Consider the following 20,006-nt stretch of genomic DNA (forward strand, 5'->3'; position numbering starts at 1 on the left):
CGGCCGGGACGGAGACGAGACGTGACCGAGACGGCCGGCCCCCAGGACGTGCTCGACGCCGGAGCGGCCACCCCTCCTCCCCGCACGCTGGTCGACGTCCTCCGCGACACCGCGGAGCGCCACCCGGACGCCTCCGCGCTGGAGGACCCGGCCGGAGCGCTCAGCTACCGGGAGCTGCTGGCCCGTACGGTGCAGCTCGCGGGCGAGCTCACCGCCGCCGGGGTCCGACGCGGCGACCGCGTCGGGATCCGCATGCCCAGCGGCTCCCGCGAGCTCTACCTCGCGATCCTGGCCGTCCTCGCCGCGGGAGCCGCGTACGTCCCAGTGGACGCGGACGACCCCGAGGAGCGGGCGCGCCTCGTCTTCGGCGAGGCCGCCGTCCGCGGCGTGATCACCGGCTCCGGCCGCTTCGAGCGCACCGGCGCCGACGAGCCGGCCGCGCGCCTGTTCACCGCGAGCGCGCCGCACCCGAGCACGGCGTCGATCCCGCTGCTGCAGCCGCCCTCGCTCGAGGACGACGCCTGGATCATCTTCACCTCCGGCTCCACCGGAACCCCCAAGGGAGTGGCGGTCAGCCACCGCTCCGCCGCCGCCTTCGTCGACGCCGAGGCGCGCCTGTTCCTCCAGGCGGAGCCGCTCGGCCCCGGGGACCGCGTGCTGGCCGGTCTCTCCGTCGCGTTCGACGCGTCCTGCGAGGAGATGTGGCTCGCCTGGCGGCACGGCGCCTGCCTCGTCCCCGCTCCCCGCTCGCTGGTCCGCAGCGGCATGGACCTCGGCCCCTGGCTGACCACGCACGGCATCACCGTGGTCTCGACCGTGCCGACCCTCGCGGCGCTCTGGCCCGCGGAGTCGCTCGAGAACGTCCGCCTGCTGATCTTCGGTGGCGAGGCGTGCCCGCCGGAGCTCGGCGAGCGCCTGGCCGTCGAGGGCCGCGAGGTCTGGAACACCTACGGGCCGACCGAGGCCACCGTCGTCGCCTGCGCCGCGCCCCTCGGCGGGCCTCCCCCGGTGCGCATCGGGCTGCCGCTGGACGGCTGGCGGCTCGCCGTCGTGGACGCGGACGGGCAGCGGGTCGGCGAGGGCGAGGTCGGCGAGCTGGTCATCGGCGGGGTCGGGCTCGCGCGCTACCTCGACCCGGTCAAGGACGCCGAGAAGTACGCGCCGGCACCGCTCCTGGGCTGGGAGCGGGCCTACCGCTCCGGCGACCTGGTGCGCTTCGAGAGCGCCGGCCTCGTCTTCCAGGGGCGCGCGGACGACCAGGTGAAGCTCGGCGGTCGGCGGATCGAGCTCGGCGAGGTCGAGGCGGCGCTGCAGGCGCTCCCCGGAGTCTCGGGGGCGGCGGCCGCGGTCCGCACCACGGCGGCCGGCAACCAGGTCCTCGTCGGCTACCTGGCCCTCGCCGGCGGCCGGGAGCTCGACCGCGACGCGGCGCTCGCCCGCCTGCGTGAGGAGCTGCCCGCATCCCTCGTGCCGCTGCTGGCCGTGGTCGAGGAGCTGCCGACCCGCGTCTCCGGCAAGGTCGACCGCGCCGCACTCCCCTGGCCGCTCGCCGTGGGCACGACCGAGGACGCCTCCCTCGACCCCGAGGAGGCGTGGCTCGCCGCCCTCTGGCGCGACGTGCTCGGCGTGCCGGTCGACGAGCGGGCGAACTTCTTCGACCTCGGCGGCGGCTCCCTCGCCGCCGCCCAGCTGGTCGCGCGGATCCGCGAGCGCGACCCCGAGTTCACGGTCGCCGACGTCTACGCCCACCCGCGTCTCGCGGCGATGGCCGCCGAGATCCAGAGCCGCTCGACGGGCACCGCGGAGGTGTCCGCTCACCGCATCGCGCCGGTCCCCCTCCGGATGCGCGTCCTGCAGACCCTCCTCGGCGCACCGCTGCTCGTGCTCGGCAGCGCCCGCTGGATCACCGCGATCCTCACCGTCACCGCGGTGCTCGACCTCGTGCCGGGGTTCGGCTGGCTGCCCACCGCTCCGCTCGCCGCGCTGATCCCCGCGTTCGCGCTCTTCCTCACGCCGTTCGGGCGGATGGGGCTCACCGTCCTCGCCGCGCGCACCCTGCTGCGCGGGATCCGGGCCGGAGACCACCCGCGCGGCGGGAGCGTGCACCTCCGGCTCTGGCTGGCCGAGCAGATCGCGTTCCAGCTCAAGGCCGTGAGCCTGGCGGGTGCGCCCTGGGTCGCCTACTACGCCCGCGCGCTCGGCGCCCGCATCGCCGACGACGTCGACCTGCACTCCCTCCCTCCTCTGACCGGGATGCTCACGCTCGGGCGCGGCGCCGCGATCGAGCCCGAGGTCGACCTCTCCGGCTACTGGATCGACGGCGACGTCCTGCGCGTCGGCGCCGTCCGGGTCGGCGCGGGCAGCACGGTGGGCGCGCGCAGCACGCTCCTCCCCGGCGCCCGGATCGGCAAGCACGCGCAGATCGAGCCGGGATCGGCCGTCTTCGGGCGGGTGCCGGCCGGGCAGCGCTGGGGAGGATCCCCCGCCCAGCGGCTCGGCAGGGCGAACGCCGGGTTCCCCTCGGAGCGCCCGGCGCGCCGCCCGGGCTGGGTCTGGGCGTACGGAGCGTCCGCGGTCGGCCTCGCGGCGGTCCCGGTCCTCGCCCTCGCGGCCGGGCTCGCCGTCGTGGCCGCCGCCGTGCGCGGCTCGGCCGGCCTCGGCGCCGCGCTCGGGCCCGCTCTCGCCGCCCTCGTGCCCGCCGTCGCCGTCTCCGGAGTCGTCCTCGCCGCCCTCGTCGTCGTCCTGGTACGCCTGCTCGGCCGGGGCGTCGAGCCCGGCACCCACCCCGTCCGCGGTCGGATCGGCTGGCAGGTCTGGTCGACGGAGCGGCTGCTCGACTCCGCGCGGGTCCTGCTCTTCCCGCTCTACTCGGGCCTGTTCACCCCGGTCTGGCTGCGGCTCCTCGGCGCGAAGGTCGGACGCGACGTCGAGGCCTCGACGGTGCTGCTCCTGCCCGCGATGACGACCATCCGCGACGGCGCGTTCCTCGCCGACGACACGCTCGTCGCCTCCTACGCTCTCGGCGGCGGCTGGATGCGGCTCGCCCGCGCCGAGATCGGCGAGCGCGCGTTCCTCGGCAACTCCGGCATGGCGGCTCCCGGTCACACCGTGCCCGCCGGCGGACTCGTCGCCGTCCTCTCCTCCGCGCCCCGGAAGTCGAAGGCGGGCTCGTCGTGGCTCGGCTCACCGCCCGTGCGGCTGCGGCGCACCGTCGTCGAGGCGGAGTCGGCGCGCACCTTCCGCCCGGCCCGCCGACTCCGCGCGGCCCGCATCGCGTGGGAGCTCGGCCGCTTCGTCCCGGTAGTCGTCTCGGTCGCGATCGGCCTCGGCGTGGTCGCCGGACTGCTCGCGCTGATCCAGACGCTCGGGGCGGTGCTCGCCGCGCTCGTGGGAGGCGTCGTGCTGCTGGCCGCCGGGGCGGTCGCCGCGGCCGTCTCCACCGCCGCGAAGTGGATCCTGATCCAGCGGGTCGAGCCGAGCGAGCAGCCGCTGTGGTCCTCGTTCGTCTGGCGGAGCGAGCTGGCCGACGCCTTCACCGAGATGGTCGCCGCGCCCTGGTTCGCCCACGCCGCCGCGGGCACTCCGGCGCTGGTCTGGTGGCTGCGGAGCCTCGGCGCCCGGATCGGACGCGGCGTCTGGTGCGAGAGCTACTGGCTCCCCGAGGCCGATCTGATCTCGCTCGGCGACGGAGCGACCGTGAACCGGGGCTGCGTCGTGCAGACGCACCTGTTCCATGATCGAATCATGAGCATGGATCTCGTGAGCCTCGACGCCGGCGCCACCCTGGGCCCGCACAGCGTGATCCTCCCCGCCGCGCGGATCGCCGAGCACGGCACGGTCGGCCCGGCCTCGCTCGTCATGCGGGGGGAGCTCGTGCCCGCGGGCAGCCGCTGGAGCGGCAACCCGATCGGCCCGTGGCGCGAGGTGCGCGTCGCCGACTACCACGCGCCCGTCGCGTGAGCCCCGCGCTGACCGGGCTCGAGACCGCCGGCGACCCCTACGTCCCCGGCATCGGGAACACCGGCTACCGCGTCGAGTCCTACGACCTCGACCTCGACTACCGCGTCGCCTCGAACCGCCTGGCCGGCCGGGCCGTGCTGCGGATCGTCGCGCTGCAGCCGCTCCGGCGGTTCTCCCTCGACCTCTCCCGGCTCCGCGTGTCCCGCGTCCGGATCGACGGACGCCGCGCCCGCCACGAGCAGGCGCCGCACAAGCTGCGGGTGTCCCCCGCCGAGCCGCTGGCCGCCGGCGAGAGCGTCGACGTCGAGATCGAGTACAGCGGCCACCCCGCCCCCCGCGCCAGCCACTGGGGCGAGCTCGGCTGGGAGGAGCTGGAGGACGGGGTGCTCGTCGCCTCGCAACCCTCCGGCTCCTCCACCTGGTTCCCCTGCAACGACGACGTCGCCGAGAAGGCTCCGTACCGCCTGCGCGTCACCGTCGAGGAGGGCTACGCCGTGCTCGCGAACGGGGTGCTCGTCGACTCGAGCGCCCGCTCCGGCCGCCGCACCTGGCTCTACGAGCAGCGCGAGCCCAGCGCCGCGTACCTCGCCTCGGTGCAGATCGGCCGCTACGCGATCGAGGAGCGCGTGCTCGCCGGGGTCGCGGTGACCCTCGCCCGCCCTGCCGCCCTGGCCGCTCGGGTCGCGCACGACTTCGCTCCGCTCGAGCGCATGCTCGCCCTGTTCACGCGGCTGTTCGGGACCTACCCCTTCGCCCGCTACTGCGTCGTCGTCACGGCGGACGAGCTGGAGATCCCGCTCGAGGCGCAGGCGATGGCGGTGTTCGGCGCCAACCACGCCGACGGCCGCGGCGGCTCGGAGCGCCTCATCGCGCACGAGCTCGCGCACCAGTGGTTCGGCAACAGCGTGGGCATCGCCCGGTGGCGCCACATCTGGCTCAACGAGGGGTTCGCCTGCTACGCGGAGTGGCTGTGGTCGGAGGAGTCGGGCCGCGCCACCGCCGACGCCTGCGCCCGCCGCCACCACGCGGTGCTGCGGGCTGCGGCGCAGGATCTCGTGCTCGCCGATCCGGGGCCGGTCGCGCTCTTCGACGACCGCGTCTACAAGCGCGGCGCGCTCACCCTGCACGCGCTCCGGCTCACCGTCGGCGACGAGCCCTTCCTCCGGCTGCTGCGGGAGTGGACGTCCCGCTACGCCTCCGCCGCCGTCACCGACGAGGAGTTCCGCGAGCTCTGCACGGAAGTCCTCGGCGAGGGCGTGGACGACCTGCTCGACGCCTGGCTCCTCGACGAGGAGCTGCCGCCGCTACCGTCCCGGCGCTGACACCAGCGAGTCCGCGAGCGCGTCGCCGTGCTCGCGCCGCCAGCCGATGATGGGCCCGGCGCCCGCGTCCCCCATCGGCCCGAGGGCGACGCTGACCCGCAGCGCGGGGTCCAGCTGCGGCTCGGCCAGCCGGAAGCGGACGCCGTCGATCCGCGCCTCCGCCGCGTGATGCGACTCGTGCACGTGCACCCGGCGCGGGTCGAGTTCGAGCCCGCGGCCGTCCGCCTTCAGTGCGGCCTCGATCCGGGTCCAGTGCAGGACGGGGTCGGCGGGGCGCATCCCGCCCGTGGCGAAGGGCGCCCCGGCGATGCGCGTGATCCGCTCCCCGCGCTCGGGCGTGCCCAGCGTCGGCTCCACGTCGACGCCGACCGCACCGGCGCTGCTCGCCGCGACCACGACGGCGCCCGCGCAGTGCGCGATGCTCACCGACAGCAGCTCGAGCGCGATCCCGCGTCCCTCCAGCCGCGGCCGGCCGTGCGCGCCCCCGCAGCGCGGGCAGCAGGCGACGACCCGGACCTCCGACGCGCGCGTCCCCGTGAGCTCGGCCGCGAGCATCCGCAGGAGCACCCGCCCGAAGACGAAGCGCTCGGCCGCCGACGCGGCGACCGTGCCGGCGTAGCGCTCGCGCTCCTCGTCGCTCAGCAGCGGCAGCAGCCGCTCGGCGTCCAGCGTCTGCTCGTCGAGCGCCAGCCAGCGCAGGTGCACCCCCGGCAGCTCCGCGCCGATCCCCGACTCCCCCATGTCCGTCCCCCCGGTCAGCTCGTCGCGGCGTGCTCGCCGCGCTCGTACACGTCCGCGGCCGATCCGACGATCAGCGGGTCCGGACCCAGCGGGCCCACGACCTCCTCGTCGCGTCCGTCGTAGTCGTAGAGGCTCAGCACGTAGCGCATGGCCTCGAGCCGGGCGCGCTTCTTGTCGTTGCTCTTCACGATGGTCCAGGGAGCGTCGGCGGTGTCGGTCGCCGCCATCATCGCCTCCTTGGCCGCGGTGTAGTCGCCCCACTTGTCGAGCGAGGCGAGGTCCATCGGCGAGAGCTTCCACTGGCGCACGGGGTCGATCATGCGGATCGTGAACCGGGTGCGCTGCTCCTCCGCCGAGACCGAGAACCACAGCTTCACCAGGTCGATGCCGTCGCCGACGAGCATCCGCTCGAACAGCGGCGTCTGGCGGATGAACTCGTCGTACTGCGCCGGCGTGCAGAAGCCCATCACGCGCTCCACGCCGGCACGGTTGTACCAGGAGCGGTCGAAGAGGACGATCTCGCCGGCGGCCGGCAGGTGCGAGACGTAGCGCTGGAAGTACCACTGACCGGCCTCGCGCTCGGTCGGCTTCTCGAGCGCGACCACGCGGGCTCCGCGCGGGTTGAGGTGCTCGGTGAAGCGCTTGATGGTGCCGCCCTTGCCCGCGGCGTCGCGCCCCTCGAACACGACCACGAGCCGGCGCCCGTGCTTCTTGATCCAGTTCTGCAGCTTCAGCAGCTCGATCTGGAGGAGGCGCTTGCCCGCCTCGTACTCCTCGCGCGACATCCGCTCGTCGTAGGGGTAGCCCTCGCGCCAGGTGTCGATCTGCGTGCCGTCGCGGCGCAGGAGCACCGGATCGTCGTCGTCCTCGTCCAGCACGACGAGGTCCCGCGCGTCGGCGGGCGTGAGCGTGCGGAGCAGCTCGGGAGTGGGACGGAGGGCGTCATCGGCGGTGTCGGGCACGGAGGGACGCTAGTGCGCCCGTGCGACGCTCCGGTGAACGGCGGGTATCCCCGCGTCTGCGGGGAGGACGGTCGGACGGGCTGCGGCGCCGATCGCGGACCCGGCCGCCGGACGCGCAGGCTGACCACGACGGCTGTACGCAGCCGAGGCTGCAGTGCTCGATCCGGTGCGTTCCCGCGAGGATCGACCGGCTCCGCCTCGTCTCGGGACGGCGTCAGCCGGTGAACGCCGCAGGAGGCAGGTCGGTCTCGCCGTCCTCGACCGCATCGAGCAGCCGGTCGACCACGTCCTGCGGCGCCAGACCCGCGCCGAAGCGGGGCGCGTCTCCCGCGAGCGGGTGCCGGGACAGCTCGGTCTCGGTGTGGCCGGGACGCGCGTCGAGCAGGAGGACGCCCGCCCGCTTGTACTCGCGGGCCGAGGCCTTCACGAAGGAGTGCAGTGCCGCCTTCGAGGCGGAGTACGCGGCGAGGCCCGCGGTCGGAGCCTCCGCCACCACGCCGCTGATGGTCAGCGCGAACGGCTCTCGCCCCTCGCCCGCCGACGCGACGAGCGACGGCAGCGCGGCGGTCAGCACCCGGATCGGCGCCAGCGCGTTCACCTCGACGAGCTCCTCCAGAACGGCCGGATCGAGCTCGGCGGAGGGTCCGAAGGCCACGACGCCCGCGGCCACGACGACGCCGTCGAGGCGCCCGTGCCGCTCGAGCACCTCGGCGACCACGCGCCGGGGCTCGTCCTCCCCGCGCAGGTCGGCGACCAGGGGTGCCTCGCCGAGCGCCGCGGAGTCGCGCCCCGAGCGCACCGCGACGGCACCGCGCGCCTCCAGCGAATCGGCCAGGAGGCGGCCGAGGCCGCCCGAGGCTCCGAGGACGAGGACGACGGCACCGTCGAGACGAGTCATGTGGCGAGCCTAGACGGGTGCGCTGTCGCGGATCGGCACTACCGTCCGAGCGACCGGGCCCCTACCGTGAGGCCCATGACACGACTGCAGAGCCGTGCCGTGCTGCACCGCCTGCTCGAGGTCCTCGAGGATCCCGCCCCCGTCACCATCGGCCACGCGCGTCACGTCCGGATGCTCGTCCGCGAGGCTCTGGAGTGGATCGCCGGCCCTCGGGCGCACGAGTCCGGTGCGTGGAGCGGCCCCGCTTCGGGAGAGCCCGCGGCCGCGCTCGCCCCCGAGGATCCCGCCGCCACGGACCCGGGTCTCTGACGCTCCCGCCCTCCTCGTAGACTCGTTCGCCGGAGGAACGGGGGGGTCGATGGACGAGGGTGCGCCGGCGGGCTGGTACCGCGACGATGCCGATGCGGCCGAGATGCGCTGGTGGGACGGCAGGCGGTTCACCGGGGCGCGCCGCTCCGCGCAGGACAGTGCCGCGGTGGTGCGGGACGCACCCGTCACCCCCGTCACGGAGCGCGTCGTCTACCGCCTCCCGAACGCCGGCGGCACCCCGAGCGTCGACGCCCTCGCCGAGGCCGAGCGGATCGAGGAGATCGCCGATCTGATCGGCCGCAAGCTCGAGCCGGGCGAGATCGACGAGCGGACCCTCGAGGTCGACCTGGTCCCCGAGCCCGACCACCCCACCGGCCTCGACGCCGTCTCGGTCCGGGCCGGCGGCCGCGTCCTCGGCTACCTGCCGAACGCCTCCGCCCACCGGGCTGCTCTCGACCGGGTCGTGGCGAGCGGAGCCGTCCCGGTCACGACCGCGCGCCTCCGGCTCGAGCGCGGCGAGGAGGGCCTGCGGGCCGTCCTCCGCGTCGCCCTGGTCGCCCCCGAGCTGCTCGTGCCGCTCAACGAGCCGCCCGTCGAGCGCCACTCGATCCTCCCCTGGTCGCGGGGCCTGCCGGTCCTGCGCGAGGACGAGCACTTCGCCCGCCTCTCGTCGGTCGTTCCGGCGAGCGGCCGCGGCCTGCTGCTGGTGACCCTGCACCCGGCCGGCGACCTCGTCGAGCTCCGTCTCGACGGCGAGCGGGTGGGCGAGCTCTCCCCGACCCTCTCGGCGGATTTCGCCCCGACCCTCCGCCACCTCGCGAGCCTCGGCCTCACCGCCGCCGCCTACGCCTCCCTCCGCGGATCCCCGCTGAAGGTCGAGCTCACACTGCAGGCCGCGAAGGCCGCGGAGCTGCCCGCCGAGTGGGTCGACGGCCGTCCGGTCACTCTCCCCCGACTCCTCCCGCCGGCCCGGACCTACACCGTCCCGCCCGCGTACACGCCGCCGCTGCGTCCCACTCCCCGCAGCTCGGAGGCGGTCTCCCGTTCGGTCCGCCGGACCGTCGCCTGGGTGGTCGTCGGCGTCTGCACCCTCGTCGGGCTGTCGAGCTGGCTGATCGGGGACGTGCTGAACTGACGGGGCGGGGCGGACGCCCGGGGATGTGACCGGCCTCGTGTCGGACTCCCGGGGTCGGCGATCCCGCACCTCCGCGCAGACGCGCCCGGCTCGCGGATCCGGGGATCCGAGCGAACCGGGCGCCTCGAGCCGAGCGCGGCCGTCCTACACGTTGAAGCGGAACTCCACGACGTCGCCGTCCTGCATGACGTAGTCCTTGCCCTCGATGCGGGCCTTGCCCTTCGCGCGGGCCTCGGCGATCGAGCCGGTCTCGACGAGGTCGTCGAACGAGATGATCTCGGCCTTGATGAAGCCCTTCTGGAAGTCGGTGTGGATCACACCGGCGGCCTGGGGCGCGGTCCAGCCCTTCCCGATGGTCCAGGCGCGCGTCTCCTTCGGGCCGGCCGTGAGGTACGTCTGCAGGCCCAGGGTGTCGAAGCCGATGGTCGCGAGCTGGTTGAGGCCCGACTCCGTCTGGCCGGTCGACTCGAGCATCTCGGCGGCGTCGGCCTCGTCGAGGTCGATCAGCTCGGACTCGATCTTCGCGTCGAGGAAGATCGCCTTCGCCGGCGCGACCAGGGCCGCGAGCTCGGCCTTCCGGGCGTCGTCGGTCAGCACGGCCTCGTCGACGTTGAAGACGTAGATGAACGGCTTGGCGGTCAGCAGGCCCAGCTCGCGGATCGGCTCCAGATCGATCGAGGAGGCCGACAGCGGCTTGCCCTGGTCGAGGAACTCGCGCGCCTTCTTCGCGGTCTCGACCACGATCGGCTCGATCTTCCTGCCCTTGAGCTCCTTCTCGTAGCGGGCCTCGGCCTTCTCGAGGGTCTGCAGATCGGCGAGGACCAGCTCGGTGTTGATCGTCTCCATGTCGCTGGCGGCGTCGACCTTGCCGTCGACGTGGACGACGTCGGAGTCCTCGAAGCCGCGGATGACCTGCGCGATCGCGTCGGCCTCGCGGATGTTCGCGAGGAACTTGTTGCCCAGGCCCTCGCCCTCGGACGCGCCGCGCACGATGCCGGCGATGTCGACGAAGGAGACGGGCGCCGGGAGGATGCGCTCGGAGCCGAAGATCCCGGCGAGCACCTCGAGGCGGGAGTCGGGCAGGTTCACCACACCCACGTTCGGCTCGATCGTCGCGAACGGGTAGTTCGCCGCGAGCACCGTGTTCTTGGTCAGTGCGTTGAAGAGCGTCGACTTGCCGACGTTGGGGAGACCGACGATTGCGATAGTGAGAGCCACGGGCATCCATCCTACGGCGTGGCGGCGGAAGGGCCGGGCGGGCGGGGCGCGGAGGAACGGGAGGCGCCCGCCCGCGGCCGGCGGGTGCTCCCGCCCGCTCGGGGCGACGCGCGCGCGACGCTCCCTGCGGCGTCGGAGGTGCGTGAGAGGCTGGAGTGTGCCCATCGACTTCACCGCCATCGACTTCGAGACCGCAAACTCGCACGGGGCCTCCGCCTGCTCCGTCGGGCTCGTGAAGGTCCGCGACGGCCGCGTCGTCGACCGCGCCGGCTGGCTCATCCGCCCGCCGCTGGGGTACGACGACTTCCTCGAGTGGAACACGCGGATCCACGGCATCCGCAAGCACGACGTGCACGCCGCCGCCTCCTGGGTCGACCAGTTCGCCGACCTGGCGGCCTTCGCCGGCGAGGACGTGTTCGTCGCGCACAACGCCGGCTTCGACATGGGCGTCATCCGCGCGGCCTGCGCGGCGACCTCCCTCGAGCACCCCGAGTACGACTACCTCTGCTCGCTGCAGCTCGCCCGCAAGACGTACGAGCTCGACTCCTACCGCCTCCCCGTTGTCGCCATGGCCGCGGGCTTCGAGGACTTCCGCCACCACGACGCGTCGGCCGATGCCGAGGCGTGCGCCGCGATCGTCGTGCACGCGGCCCGGCGGCACGGCGCCGCGAGCATGGCCGAGCTCGGCGAGCTGGCCGGCGTCTCCGTGAAGCGCCTGCGCCCGAAGGCCCCCGTCGCCGCCTGACGTCCGTCGTGCCGAGCCGACTCGAGACGATCGGCTCAGCCGCGGGGGTCGCCGAACCAGGTGCTGAAGATGCGCCAGAAGTTCCGGTTCCCGTAGGCCGAGCAGTCGTCGCCCTCGCCGTAGAGGTTCGCGAGCGCCGCCGCGTTCGGCTGGTACGGCGTGTAGAAGTAGAGACCCGCCGTGGCCGCGTTGGCGATCGTCACCGGGTCGCTGCCGCAGGACTCGTCCGGGGAGTAGCGGACGTCGCCGGCCGCGCCGACCGGGTACCAGTCGAAGCTCGAGTCCGGATTCCGGTAGCGCTGGAACTGCCACGCCGCTCCGTACACCTGCGCCGCGAAGCCGTAGGAGTCCGTGTCGCAGTCGGCGGTGTCCGGGCAGCCGTAGCCCGTGGCACTGCGGAACTGCCGCTCGCTCGGCTCCGGATCGGTCACGAGCGACTGCTCCTTCTGCAGCAGCACCAGGAGGACGGCCGGATTCACGCCGCACGCGCCGGCGACCGAGGTGATGATCTCCGCGGCCGGGACGTCGCGTCCGGCGGGCAGCGCGTCGCACTGCTCGTCGGCCGTGATCGCCGCGGTGTCCTCGGCGTAGTCGCGCAGGCACGGCACCGGCCCGCCCGCGCAGTCGGGGACGCGGGCGTCGAGGAACGCCTGCACCGTGAGCGGTCCGAGCGCGTCGCCGTCGAAGAAGACCTCGTCGGAGATCAGGTCGCCCGGGTCGAAGTCGGCCGCGACGGGGCCCGGCTGGAGGAAGGTCCACAGCCGGACTGTCTGCGGCTCGGACGGCACCGCTGCGAGGCGCGTGCCGTCGACGGAGCCTCCCAGCAGGAGTGCCACCAGCGCCGCGACGACGACGACCGCACCGCACCGCCGGCGTCGGAGGCCGGTCGGGGACGGTGCGGTCGGGGTCATCCCTCCACGCTAGTGGCGGGGTCGCGGGCGATCAGCCGCAGGGGGTGAGCCGCGCGACGTCCTCCGAGAGGGTGGTGGGACCGCCGAGGAGGACGACCCGCTGCGCTCCCGACTTCGCGATGTCGGTCAGGACGGCGCGGGGCACGCAGTTCGTCGGCACGGCGAAGAGCGGGCTGTTCGAGTAGCCCGCCGCCGTGGCTCCGGCGAGGGCGTCGGGGAAGTTCTCGCCCGTCGCCAGGAACACGGTCTTGGCCCTCGAGAAGGCGGCCCGGTTCAGCTGCTCCGAGGTGTCGTAGCGGTCGACTCCGCCGATGCGGGTGATGGTCGGCACCGGAAGCGAGTTCTTGATCCCCTCGCTCACCGACAGGGGGCTGCCCGCGATGGTGAGGTTCTGCACCTTGAGCTTCGAGAGGATGCCCTTCGTCACGGCGTCGGCCGTGCTCCCGGTGCCGTTGACCAGGACGACGGGAGCGTTCACCGAGCCGGCTGCGGCGCTCGCGCCGAGCGCGTCCGGGAACTTCTCGCCGGTCGCCAGCCAAGCGCGCGACGAGCCGCCCGAGAAGGCGTACTGGATGATCTTCCTCGAGGTGTCGTAGCGGTCGGTCCCGCCGAGCCGCTGGATCGACGAGGTGTAGCCGCGGAGCTGGTCGTACACGCCCTTGCCGACGCTGAGCTCCGATCCGACGACGACGATCTTCGCGGGCTTCAGGCGGTCGAGCTCGTCGCGGACGGGCTGCGACATGCCGTCGCGGTCGACCAGGAGCAGCGGACCCTTCTGCTTGGCGGCGGCCGGGGCGGCGCTCAGCGCGTCGGGGAAGTTCGCGCCGGTCGCGATGTAGACGACGGGGACGTTCGGGCCGAAGACGGCCTTCGAGATCTCGACGGCGGTGCCCTGGCGGTCGGTGCCGGCCAGACGCGAGACGTCGATCCCGGCCGACGTGCTCACGGACGAGCAGCCGAGATCCTTCCGGCCGGGGCCCCGGGAGTCGCCCGTGCCGACCCAGCGGTTCCACTCGACGGAGTCGGCGGAGACGCAGACCTGGTAGGTGCCGGGTGCCGAGACGGGCGTGGTGGCGCCGAAGCCGTGGGCGCGGCCGGCGACGGAGTACTCGCCCGGGATGTCGCCGCGGTCGCCGTTCGCGGTCTGCGTGCGGACCGTGCGGGTGCCGTCGGGGCCGGTCACCGTGACCGTCGTGGTCAGCGCGGCCTGCTGCGTCGTCGGATCGACGGCCCAGCCGGACACGCTCAGGGTGCTGCCCGAGATGCGCGGGGCGTCGACGCGTCCCGCGGGGGCGATCCCGGCGTTGGCCAGGGTGCCGTTCGGGTTCCAGTCGCTGAAGAGGTACCAGAAGTTGATGTTGCCGTAGGTCGCGCAGGCCGCGTTGCCGGAGCCGGTGAGCGCGTAGTCGTTGGGCTGGTACGGCGTGTAGTAGTAGAGGTCGGCCGTGGCCTGGTTGCGGATGGTGACCGGCGAGGAGCCGCACGCGGTGCTCGGGTAGTAGGCGACGTTCGGCGTCGTGCCCGGAGCGTAGGTGGTGAAGTTCGAGCCGGAGCCGGGCGGGTTGGCGTAGCGCTTGAACTGGCGGGCCGCGCTGTAGACCTGGGTGAAGAATCCGGCGGAGCCGGGGTCGCACGCCGCGGTGTCCGGGCAGTTGTAGCCGGTCGCCTTGGCGTAGTCCTCGGGGCTCGGCGTCGTGTCGGTGACGAGGCTGCGCTCCTTCTGCACGAGCACGACCAGGGCGAGCGGGTTGATGCCGCAGGCCAGGCCGACGCGCGTGAAGATCGAGGCCGACGACTCGCTGCCGGAGCCCTGGTAGGCGCTGCACATCGCGTCCGCCGCCTTCGACGGCGTCGCCTGCGAGAAGTTCTTGAGGCAGGGGGCGGTGCCGGCGGTGGAGCACCGGCTGCCCTTCTCGTTCAGGAGCGACTGCACCTGACCGGTGCTCAGCGCGTCGCCGTCGAAGAACTGGGCGTCGCTGACGATGAAGCCGGCGCGGAAGCTCTTCGTCTCCTCGGCGCTGTACTGCGTCGACTGGTCCGGGACGCCGAGGTCGGCGCGGTCGAGGGACGCGTCGAGAGCGCCGGTCTCGACCGAGACGGTCGACGGCGCGTCCTCGGCGGCGGAGGCGGAGGTGATCGGGACGAGGGCGGTGCCGAGCCCGACGGCGAGAGCGAGCGCGACCGTGAGCAGGCGCGATGAGCGGTGGTGATTCCCCATGATCGCGAAGTCTACGAGGCGGTCGCAGGGCGTCCTGGCCCTCGTTCGGTGGTCGTGGCGCGTCGATCGCTCGATGTCGGAGGTGCGTGGTGTCATCGGCGGCATGGATCTCTCCTTCGTCCTCGGCCTGGTGGTCGGCGCGCTCCTCGCGGGAGTCGTGGCCGTCCTCCTCGCCCGCTCCCGCACCCCCGACGCCGCCCTCGCCCTCGACCTCGCGACGGCCCGCGCACGCGCGGAGGGCCTGGAGGAGCGCCACGAGGCCGTCATCGAGCAGCACCGCGAGCACCTCGGCTCCGCCCGCGACCAGATCCGCGAGCTCCAGGAGCAGCTGCGCGTCGTCGCCGAGCGCGAGCGGCACGACGCGCGCATCCTGCAGACACTCTCCCCCGTCGCCGAGAGCCTGCGCGGCATGCAGGAGGCGGTCGGCCGGCTCGAGCGCGAGCGCGCCGCCCAGTTCGGGGCGATCACCGAGCAGCTCGAGGGGCAGCGGGCGGCGGGCGAGCAGCTGCGCTCGACGACCGAGACCCTCGCGTCCGCGCTCCGCTCCACCACGAGCCGCGGCGCCTGGGGCGAGACGCAGCTGCGGAACGTCGTCGAGGCCGCCGGGCTCACCCAGCGGGTCGACTTCGACGTGCAGTTCGGCCTCGAGGGCGAGGCGGGCCGCGGCCGCGCCGACATGGTGGTCCGCCTGCCCGGCGGCAAGGCGATCGCGGTGGACGCCAAAGTGCCGTTCGACGCGTACCTGGAGGCGAGCGCGATCCCCGCGGGCGCCGGCGGAGAGGAGGAGGCGCGGCGCGCGGGGCTCCTGCGCGCGCACGTCCGCGCCCTCCGCGGCCACGTGGACGCGCTGGCCGCCCGCTCCTACTGGACCGGGCTCCCGGCGAGCCCCGAGTTCGTCATCGCGTTCGTCCCGAGCGAGCCGCTGCTCGCGAGCGCGCTCGACGCCGACCCGAGCCTGCTCGAGTACGCGTTCCGCAAGCGCGTCGCCCTCGCCTCCCCCGTGACCCTGTGGTCGGTGCTGAAGACCGTCGCCTACACCTGGCAGCAGGACGTGCTCACCGACGACGCCAAGCGCCTGCTCGACCTCGGCAAGACGCTCTACGCCCGTCTCGGCACCCTCGCCGACCACGCCGAGGGCCTGCGCCGATCGCTCGAGAAGACGGTCGACTCCTACAACGCCTTCGCCGGCTCGCTCGAGAGCCGCGTGCTGGTCACAGCGCGCCAGTTCGACTCCCTCGACGAGTCGCGCGTCATCGCCCCGGTCGGAGGAGTCGCCTCCTCGCCGCGCCGCCTCACCGCCGTCGAGCTGCTCGCCGCGGACGACGAGTCCGAGCGGAGCGCGTAGGGTCCCCGGTCCCCGTTGAGCGATCACCGGGGGCGCGCAGGCCGCGCGCGAGCGGCGCCGTCCATCCGGCTCGACACCCGGACGACCGCAGCTCGCGACGGCGCTCCACCTCCGCGGCTCGGTGGAGGAGCGACCGCGAGGCGTCTCGAGACCCGCCGCGGCCCCGCCCGCTCGCCTCGGTGACCGAGGCCGGTGTCCTTCCGCGTCCTGCACGCCGAGACGCCGCCGCACTCGACGAGTGCGCCGTCAGCGGAGCGGCGCCTCGGCAGCAGTGCGGCGTCTCTGAGAGAGCGTGACGGCCTAGACCCACTTCTCCGCGAGGTGCTGGGCGGTCACGCGGCGGATGGTGCCCGAGCGGGAGCGCAGCACGATGGACTCCGTCGTGATGACGTGGCCCTCCTTGCGCACGCCCTTCACGAGCCCGCCGTTCGTCACTCCGGTCGCGACGAAGTAGGTGTTGTCGCTGCGGACGAGGTCGTTGGCGTGGAGGACGCGGTCGAGGTCGTGCCCGGCGTCGATGGCGCGCTGGCGCTCGTCGTCGTCCTTCGGGCGGAGGATGCCCTGGATCACTCCGCCGAGCGCGCGGATGGCGCAGGCCGTGATGATGCCCTCGGGCGTGCCTCCGGTGCCGACGCACATGTCGAGTCGGGAGTCGTGGCGAGCGGCGTTGATGCCGCCCGCGACGTCGCCGTCGAGCAGGAGGCGCGTGCCGGCTCCGGCCGCGCGGATGTCCTCGATCAGTTGAGCGTGGCGCGGGCGGTCCAGCACCGCGATGCGCATCTCCTCGACGGGCTTGCGCTTGGCGCGGGCCAGGGCGCGGATGTTCTCGCCGATCGGGCGCTGGATGTCGATGATCCCGACGCCCTCGGGCCCGGTGACGATCTTCTCCATATAGAACACGGCGGAGGGGTCGAACATCGCGCCGCGGTCGGCGACGGCGATCATCGAGAGCGCGTTCTGGCGCCCGGCGGCGGTCAGCGAGGTGCCGTCGATCGGGTCGACGGCGATGTCGGCGGCGGGCCCCGAGCCGTTGCCGACGTGCTCGCCGTTGAAGAGCATGGGCGCGTTGTCCTTCTCGCCCTCGCCGATCACGACGACTCCGTCGAAGTTCACGGTCCCGAGGAAGGTGCGCATGGCATCGACCGCTGCGCCGTCGGCGGCGTTCTTGTCGCCCTTGCCGATGAAGGGCACGGCGCGGATCGCGGCGGCCTCGGTGGCGCGGACGAGCTCCATGCCGAGGTTGCGGTCGGGGTGGAGGTAGAGCGAGTCGTTGTCGATCACAGAGCGGAGTCCTTCGTCGTCGAGTTCGTGCACGTCGTCGCAGGACCCGCGGAGCGGATCCCCATCCCTGCCCGAAGCCTAGTCCAGGGCCCTCCACAGGCGGAGGGACCGCGGAGGGGCGCCTCGCTAGACTCGTCCGCGACGCGGGCCTCGCCCGACCCCCCTTCGTTCATCCGTCAAAGGAGATGCCATGCCCGTCGCTACCCCGGACCAGTACGCAGAGATGCTCGACAAGGCGAAGGCGGGCGGCTTCGCCTACCCGGCGTTCAACGTCTCGTCGTCGCAGACGATCAACGCGGTCCTCCAGGGCCTCACCGAGGCGGGCTCGGACGGCATCATCCAGGTCACCACCGGAGGCGCGGACTACTTCGCCGGCCACACCGTGAAGAACCGCGCGGCCGGCGCGATCGCCTTCGCGAGGTTCGCGACCGAGGTCGCCAAGAACTACCCGGTCACGGTCGCGCTCCACACCGACCACTGCCCGCAGAACGCGCTCGAAGGCTTCGTCTACCCGCTGATCGCAGCCTCCGAGGAGGAGGTCAAGGCCGGTCGCGAGCCGCTCTTCCAGTCGCACATGTGGGACGGCTCCGCGATCCCGCTCGACGAGAACCTCGCCATCGCGAAGGAGATCCTCCCGCGCGTCAAGAACATCAACGCCATCCTCGAGGTCGAGATCGGCGTCGTCGGCGGCGAGGAGGACGGCGTCTCGCACGACATCAACGAGCACCTCTACACCACGCTCGACGACGCGATCGCGACCGTCGAGGCCCTCGGCTTCGGCGAGCAGGGCCGCTACATGGCCGCCCTGACCTTCGGCAACGTCCACGGCGTCTACAAGCCGGGCAACGTCCGCCTGCGCCCGGAGCTGCTCCGCGAGATCCAGGACGGCCTGCAGGCGAAGTACGGCACCGGCGCGCTCCCCCTCGACCTCGTCTTCCACGGCGGCTCGGGCTCGACCGACGAGGAGATCGCCGAGGCGGTCCGCAACGGCGTCGTCAAGATGAACATCGACACCGACACGCAGTACGCGTTCAGCCGCTCCGTCGCGGACACCGTGCTGAAGAACTACGACGGCTTCCTCAAGGTCGACGGCGAGGTCGGCAACAAGAAGGTCTACGACCCGCGCTCGTGGGGCAAGATCGCCGAGACCGCGATGGCCGCGCGCGTCGCCGAGGCGACCCGTCAGCTCGGCTCGGCCGGGAACTCCGGGAAGTAGGGCACCGCTCCGTGACGAACGCACACGATCAGCCGGGCGACAGGCGTCCGGAGCCGCAGTACGGCGAGTACGCGCCGCCTGGCTGGTCGTGGCAGCCGCCGGAGGACGCCGTGGTCGTCCCCGACCCGCGGGGGTCGGAGACCGATCCGAGGCCCGCGACCGCTCCGGCCGCGAAGCCGGTCGCGCATCCCGTCGACCGCCTGCTCACGATCGTGCTGCTCGCGCTCGGCGTGTTCTTCGCCGTGCCGACGCTGCTCGACCCCTCGAGCTTCGCGACGACCCTCCAGGAGCTCTACCGCTCCCAGGGCATCGGCACCTACGCGTCTCCGGAGCTCGCGCGGATCCTCGGCGTCGTGGTGGCGCTCGCGCAGTCGCTGATCGTCGCCTTCGCGGTGTGGATCTCGATCCGGCGGCTCCGCGCCGGCAAGCGCGCCGTGCTCGTCCCGATCCTCGGGATCGCGGCGACCGTGCTGCTCTCCCTGATCGTCGCGGCGATCGCCATCCTGGGCGACCCGACGTTCGCGGAGTACGTCACGCGCATGTCGGGCTCGCAGGGCGGCGCGGGCACCGACGTCTAGCGTCGATCCCCGTTCCACCGCACACGGAAGAGGCCGCCGCTCCCGAGGGAGGGCGGCCTCTTCCGTGTCCGGGCCGGAACGCTCTAGGCGCCCGCTCCCGCGCTGATGCGTCCACCGACGCCGCGGGCGTCGCGCTTGCCGGCGACGTCCTTGCGCAGCTCCTTGGGGAGCGAGAACATCAGGTCCTCCTCCGCGGTCTTGACCTCCTCGACGTCGCCGTACCCGGCGGCGGCGAGGTCGTCGAGGACCTCCTGGACGAGCACCTCGGGCACCGAGGCGCCGCTGGTGACGCCGACGGTGCGGATGCCCTCGAGCCACTCCTGCTTGATCTCGCTCGCATAGTCGACCCGGTAGGCGGCCTTCGCGCCGTACTCGAGGGCGACCTCGACGAGGCGCACGGAGTTGGAGGAGTTCGCGGAGCCGACGACGATGACCAGCTCAGCGCCCGCGGCGACCTTCTTGATCGCGACCTGGCGGTTCTGCGTGGCGTAGCAGATGTCGTCGCTCGGCGGGTCCTGCAGGTTGGGGAAGCGCTCGCGGAGGCGGCGCACCGTCTCCATCGTCTCGTCGACCGAGAGCGTCGTCTGCGAGAGCCAGACGACCTTGTCCGGGTCCTTCACGACGATGTTCGGCACGTCGTCGGGGCTGCCGACGAGGGTGACGTGATCGGGGGCCTCGCCCGCGGTGCCCTCGACCTCCTCGTGGCCCTCGTGGCCGATGAGGAGGATCTCGAAGTCGTCGCGCGCGAAGCGGACGGCCTCGCGGTGCACCTTCGTCACCAGGGGGCAGGTCGCGTCGATCGCCTGAAGATTGCGGTCGGCCGCGCCCTGGACGACGGCCGGTGAGACGCCGTGCGCGCTGAAGACGATGTGCGATCCCTCGGGCACCTCGTCGACCTCGTCGACGAAGATGGCGCCCTGGCTCTCGAGCGTGGAGACGACGTGCACGTTGTGCACGATCTGCTTGCGCACGTAGACCGGGGCACCGTAGTGCTCGATGGCCTTCTCGACGGCGACGACCGCGCGGTCGACTCCGGCGCAGTAGCCGCGGGGCGCGGCGAGGAGGAGGCGCTTGCGGCCCTCGACGGGGACGTCGCGCAGACGCCCTGTGGCGCGGGGCATGCGCGGCATGGGCAGGCTGATCGGGACTTGGCTCACCCCCTGATTC

General features: G+C 73.4%; 16 protein-coding genes. 8 read left to right on the plus strand and 8 right to left on the minus strand.

The window, feature by feature from the left end:
- The first annotated feature begins 21 nt into the window (after nucleotides 1-21).
- Nucleotides 22-3,960, plus strand: a complete 3,939-nt coding sequence (locus tag C5C39_RS03385) for a Pls/PosA family non-ribosomal peptide synthetase (protein ID WP_181136306.1) — start codon at nucleotides 22-24, stop codon at nucleotides 3,958-3,960.
- The gene (locus C5C39_RS03390) at nucleotides 3,957-5,282 is read left to right on the plus strand and encodes a M1 family metallopeptidase (RefSeq protein ID WP_258075763.1); all 1,326 of its coding nucleotides are present in this window, start codon (nucleotides 3,957-3,959) and stop codon (nucleotides 5,280-5,282) included. The genes C5C39_RS03385 and C5C39_RS03390 overlap by 4 nt, the downstream gene beginning before the upstream one ends.
- Here C5C39_RS03390 and C5C39_RS03395 read toward each other — a convergent pair.
- The 3 genes from C5C39_RS03395 to C5C39_RS03405 form a co-directional block, all read right to left on the minus strand.
- Nucleotides 5,265-6,023 (minus strand): 4'-phosphopantetheinyl transferase superfamily protein, encoded by a 759-nt coding sequence (locus C5C39_RS03395; RefSeq protein WP_104222962.1) that lies wholly within the window; start codon nucleotides 6,021-6,023, stop codon nucleotides 5,265-5,267. The two genes, C5C39_RS03390 and C5C39_RS03395, sit on opposite strands and share 18 nt — an antisense overlap.
- Before the next feature lie 14 nt (nucleotides 6,024-6,037).
- Nucleotides 6,038-6,898, minus strand: coding sequence for a polyphosphate kinase 2 (gene ppk2 / locus C5C39_RS03400; protein ID WP_244229668.1), 861 nt, complete (start codon nucleotides 6,896-6,898; stop codon nucleotides 6,038-6,040).
- Nucleotides 6,899-7,199: 301 nt separating this feature from the next.
- The gene (locus tag C5C39_RS03405; RefSeq protein WP_104246619.1) at nucleotides 7,200-7,883 is read right to left on the minus strand and encodes an SDR family oxidoreductase; all 684 of its coding nucleotides are present in this window, start codon (nucleotides 7,881-7,883) and stop codon (nucleotides 7,200-7,202) included.
- Nucleotides 7,884-7,958: 75 nt separating this feature from the next.
- Between C5C39_RS03405 and C5C39_RS03410 the strand changes: the two genes are divergently transcribed.
- Both C5C39_RS03410 and C5C39_RS03415 read left to right on the plus strand, forming a co-directional pair.
- Nucleotides 7,959-8,192: a hypothetical protein gene (locus C5C39_RS03410; RefSeq protein ID WP_104222960.1), complete on the plus strand. Its 234-nt coding sequence runs from the start codon at nucleotides 7,959-7,961 to the stop codon at nucleotides 8,190-8,192.
- A gap of 49 nt (nucleotides 8,193-8,241) precedes the next feature.
- Nucleotides 8,242-9,327: a DUF2510 domain-containing protein gene (locus tag C5C39_RS03415; RefSeq protein ID WP_104352677.1), complete on the plus strand. Its 1,086-nt coding sequence runs from the start codon at nucleotides 8,242-8,244 to the stop codon at nucleotides 9,325-9,327.
- A 144-nt stretch (nucleotides 9,328-9,471) separates the two neighbouring features.
- On the opposite strand, the gene ychF is transcribed toward C5C39_RS03415, so the two are convergent.
- Nucleotides 9,472-10,545 carry a redox-regulated ATPase YchF gene (gene ychF, locus C5C39_RS03420; RefSeq protein WP_104222958.1) on the minus strand — a complete coding sequence of 358 codons (1,074 nt, stop codon included), beginning with the start codon at nucleotides 10,543-10,545 and terminating at the stop codon, nucleotides 9,472-9,474.
- Between the two features lie 157 nt (nucleotides 10,546-10,702).
- On the opposite strand from ychF, the gene C5C39_RS03425 reads away from it, so the two are divergent.
- Nucleotides 10,703-11,290, plus strand: a complete 588-nt coding sequence (locus C5C39_RS03425; protein WP_104224410.1) for an exonuclease domain-containing protein — start codon at nucleotides 10,703-10,705, stop codon at nucleotides 11,288-11,290.
- 35 nt (nucleotides 11,291-11,325) lie between these two features.
- Here the strand turns inward: C5C39_RS03425 and C5C39_RS03430 are convergent, their stop codons facing one another.
- Both C5C39_RS03430 and C5C39_RS03435 read right to left on the minus strand, forming a co-directional pair.
- The gene (locus C5C39_RS03430) at nucleotides 11,326-12,201 is read right to left on the minus strand and encodes a hemagglutinin (RefSeq protein WP_104352678.1); all 876 of its coding nucleotides are present in this window, start codon (nucleotides 12,199-12,201) and stop codon (nucleotides 11,326-11,328) included.
- A 31-nt stretch (nucleotides 12,202-12,232) separates the two neighbouring features.
- Entirely contained in the window at nucleotides 12,233-14,419 is a 2,187-nt protein-coding gene (locus tag C5C39_RS03435) for a cell wall-binding repeat-containing protein (protein WP_104352679.1), read from the minus strand.
- 103 nt (nucleotides 14,420-14,522) lie between these two features.
- On the opposite strand from C5C39_RS03435, the gene C5C39_RS03440 reads away from it, so the two are divergent.
- A complete protein-coding gene (locus C5C39_RS03440; RefSeq protein WP_219813311.1) occupies nucleotides 14,523-15,764 on the plus strand; it encodes a DNA recombination protein RmuC in 1,242 nt (413 codons plus the stop codon).
- A gap of 300 nt (nucleotides 15,765-16,064) precedes the next feature.
- On the opposite strand, the gene glpX is transcribed toward C5C39_RS03440, so the two are convergent.
- Nucleotides 16,065-16,997, minus strand: coding sequence for a class II fructose-bisphosphatase (gene glpX, locus C5C39_RS03445; protein WP_097165697.1), 933 nt, complete (start codon nucleotides 16,995-16,997; stop codon nucleotides 16,065-16,067).
- 238 nt (nucleotides 16,998-17,235) lie between these two features.
- Here glpX and fbaA point away from each other — a divergent pair, with 238 nt between their 5' ends.
- Both fbaA and C5C39_RS03455 read left to right on the plus strand, forming a co-directional pair.
- A complete protein-coding gene (gene fbaA / locus C5C39_RS03450; protein WP_104224414.1) occupies nucleotides 17,236-18,261 on the plus strand; it encodes a class II fructose-bisphosphate aldolase in 1,026 nt (341 codons plus the stop codon).
- Nucleotides 18,262-18,272: 11 nt separating this feature from the next.
- Entirely contained in the window at nucleotides 18,273-18,839 is a 567-nt protein-coding gene (locus C5C39_RS03455) for a DUF6264 family protein (RefSeq protein ID WP_104224415.1), read from the plus strand.
- Between the two features lie 83 nt (nucleotides 18,840-18,922).
- Here the strand turns inward: C5C39_RS03455 and C5C39_RS03460 are convergent, their stop codons facing one another.
- Nucleotides 18,923-19,969: a 4-hydroxy-3-methylbut-2-enyl diphosphate reductase gene (locus tag C5C39_RS03460; protein ID WP_104352681.1), complete on the minus strand. Its 1,047-nt coding sequence runs from the start codon at nucleotides 19,967-19,969 to the stop codon at nucleotides 18,923-18,925.
- Between the last annotated feature and the right edge of the window lie 37 nt (nucleotides 19,970-20,006).

This window comes from Rathayibacter sp. AY1F3, assembly GCF_002931975.1.
In the GTDB taxonomy this organism is placed as follows: domain Bacteria; phylum Actinomycetota; class Actinomycetes; order Actinomycetales; family Microbacteriaceae; genus Rathayibacter.